The following is a 2824-nucleotide window of genomic DNA, read 5'->3' on the forward strand; positions in this document are numbered from 1 at the left end:
CATAGCATTATAAGCGCAAAACCGACACCGCATAGTTCAACGGCGGATTAAATCAAACTGCGCCATTGGCTTACATGATTTAATCCTATAATGTTATGCCACATTATGAAAAACATCTAGTCTTCACAAAAACAATATGAACTTAGAAACATTTTTCTCATCTGAATTGATTCTTGAAAACGAGTCAATTTTATTACGCCCTTTATCCATTAATGATATTGACAAAATAGAATCTATAAGCTACAACACGGAACTCGGAGAGTTCGGGGCAAGGGTAAAAAACAGAAGTGATTTAATGGATTACTTTGACTTTTGTCTAATTTCAAAAAAAGAAAAAGAAATATATCCGCTATTAATTACAAGTAAAGAAAATGATAATCCAATCGGAATCACAATGTTTGGAAATATTAGTTTTCCCAGTAAAAGATTGGAAATAGGCTGGACATGGATTGGTTATAAATTTCAAGGAACGGGCATTAATGCGGTTTGTAAAGGACTTTTATTAGATTATTGCTTTGACGTTTTAAAACTTAGAAGGGTAGAGTTTAAGATTGACATAAATAACGTAAAATCTCAAAAGGCAATCGAAAAGATTGGAGCTGTCAAAGAGGGTCTATTGAGAAATTACAACATCCAATCATATGGAGAAAGTAAAGGAACTTTTATATATAGCATTCTTAAGGAAGAATGGAAAAAGCCATAAACAACAATATAAAAACGATGAAATCCAAAATATCAATTCACACAGCGATAGCGCTTCTGCTATTTCTAACTAATTCTTTTGGACAAACAAAAGACAGCGAAATCAAGAATTTTTTGGACAATTTAAGCCCTAATAATTTTTCAGGAACAATTTTGGTTGCAAATAATGATACGATAATTGAGAAGAGAGCTTTTGGTCTTGCCAGTATAGAATATGGAATCCCCAACAAAGTTGATACAAAGTTTAACATTGCCTCGATTACCAAAATGATTACGGCAGTCGCAACTTTGCAACTTTACGAAAATGGCAAAATCGAACTTAAAAGACCTATTGGAGAATATTTGCCCAATTATCCAAACAAACTCGTGAGGGATTCGGTAACAATCCATCAGCTACTGACGCACACATCGGGGAACAACAACTTTTATGTGGGCGACTTCTTGCAAGAGGAAAAATCGAAATACAAGAATATATCAGATTTTGTTTCTTTGTTTGCTAATGACACCTTATTGTCTCATCCAGGTACAAAGTACAATTATAGTGCATCTGGTTTTGTGATTCTAGGTCTTATTATCGAGAAAGTTAGCGGACAAAATTATTATGACTATGTGAGACAAAATATTTTCAAACCAGCGGAAATGGAAAATACGGGGGAGTTGGAAATCGATTCCGTCGTACAAAACAAAGCTAGTGGATACACGACTTTATTTGGAGAAAGCAAATTTCCAAAAAGAAACGAACATTATCTTTCAAAAGCATCGCCAGCAGGATTCCATTATTCGACTGTCGAAGATTTATTTAAATTCTCTAAAGCTCTAAGAAATGGTAAATTATTAAAAAAATCAACTGCCGAATTAATGTACGAGCCAAAAGTAAAAGGCTATAATACAAATTTGGGGTATGGTATGGACATTGACTTGCGTTATAACCAAACAATTCAAGGGCATAGTGGAGGTTGGTATGGTGTTCGAGGAGAACTTATGGATTTTATGAAAGACAACTATACTGTTGTAATTTTATCAAATATTGACGACAATGGAAAAACAGGAGCTTCAGCAGTAACTAATTTCTTTAAAGAATTGATAGCGGAAAAACAGACCGAAAAATAACGTGGCATAACACAACCTATAAACAATACGGGCTTCAGGCTTAATCGCTAGGCTTGTGTATTTTTATGAAGTCCGCAAAATCTTTTGGATTTTGCTTTGGACAAAAAAAAGAAAAAACAAAACCAAAAGATTTCGCTATGTGCGTGGCGGCAAGCAAACGCCAGTTTGCATCCGTACTGTTCATAGCTAAACCGTTATCTGCAAGCTCAAAAAATGGAGAAAATAAAAACCGACATCAATGTAGGTCAACAAATATTCGACAATGTACCGAGTGCTGTTCGTCCAGATTGGGCTGGTTTAATTTTAAAGCGATTTGATAGACACATTGACAAATTACCAACGGAAATAATAGGACTTTACGAAATCATTGAGGATTCGAAAAAATGGAAAGATGCTCATGAACAATTTACTGCGATTAGAAGATTGAATCTAAAAAACACAGATTCTGAGTTTGAGATATATCTATGTCTTGCAGAATGTATTGCTAAAATCACATATAATGCTGCTGGACTTCCCGCACCTTTCGACTCGGATAGTGGATTTTACATTCCGCGATTAGCATTAAAATTTGCGGACACAATTTCAGATGAATATTTAAAACAAGAAGTAAAGGCAACTATTCTAATTTTCAATAGAAACAAAGGACTTCGAAAAAGTATCAAAGCTGCTAAAGACCTAATTACATATAAAAAAATAGACGATATCCTTTGGTATGACTGGGACCCAATTGGAATTAATGATGTTGCTCCCAGAGATGAATATTCTGGATATGTGGCAGGAATTTTTAGTTTAAAAAAGGAAGGAGCAGACAGAATAAAAATAGGTAAAAGACTTTTGGACTTAGAAACAAATACAATCGGAATGCCAAGTGATTTGGAGGAGTGCCTAATCATAGCTGATAAAATATTAGCCGTGTGAAAAGCCAGCAGATAATCGAGTGGATGGCTCCGCCATCAAATGACGGAGTGCACCCCTCACACCACCGTACGTACGGGTCTCGTATACGGCGGTT

The 2824-nt window shown here is 35.2% G+C and carries 3 protein-coding genes; all 3 read left to right on the top strand.

Annotated features, from left to right (window positions below):
• Positions 1-136 precede the first annotated feature (136 nt).
• A complete protein-coding gene (locus MWU84_RS23675; RefSeq protein WP_246906481.1) occupies positions 137-703 on the top strand; it encodes a GNAT family protein in 567 nt (188 codons plus the stop codon).
• Between the two features lie 17 nt (positions 704-720).
• Complete coding sequence (locus MWU84_RS23680) at positions 721-1812, top strand: serine hydrolase domain-containing protein (protein ID WP_246906482.1); 1092 nt, start codon at positions 721-723, stop codon at positions 1810-1812.
• A gap of 213 nt (positions 1813-2025) precedes the next feature.
• The gene (locus tag MWU84_RS23685; protein ID WP_246906483.1) at positions 2026-2730 is read left to right on the top strand and encodes a hypothetical protein; all 705 of its coding nucleotides are present in this window, start codon (positions 2026-2028) and stop codon (positions 2728-2730) included.
• Positions 2731-2824: the final 94 nt, after the last annotated feature.

It is taken from the genome of Arenibacter sp. F20364 (genome assembly GCF_023015905.1).
In the GTDB taxonomy this organism is placed as follows: Bacteria; Bacteroidota; Bacteroidia; order Flavobacteriales; family Flavobacteriaceae; genus Arenibacter.

Coding starts and splice junctions, on each gene's coding strand:
- MWU84_RS23685 (WP_246906483.1), top strand. CDS start 2,026: ATGGAGAAAATAAAAACCGACATCAATGTAGGTCAACAAATATTCGAC.
- MWU84_RS23680 (WP_246906482.1), top strand. CDS start 721: ATGAAATCCAAAATATCAATTCACACAGCGATAGCGCTTCTGCTATTT.
- MWU84_RS23675 (WP_246906481.1), top strand. CDS start 137: ATGAACTTAGAAACATTTTTCTCATCTGAATTGATTCTTGAAAACGAG.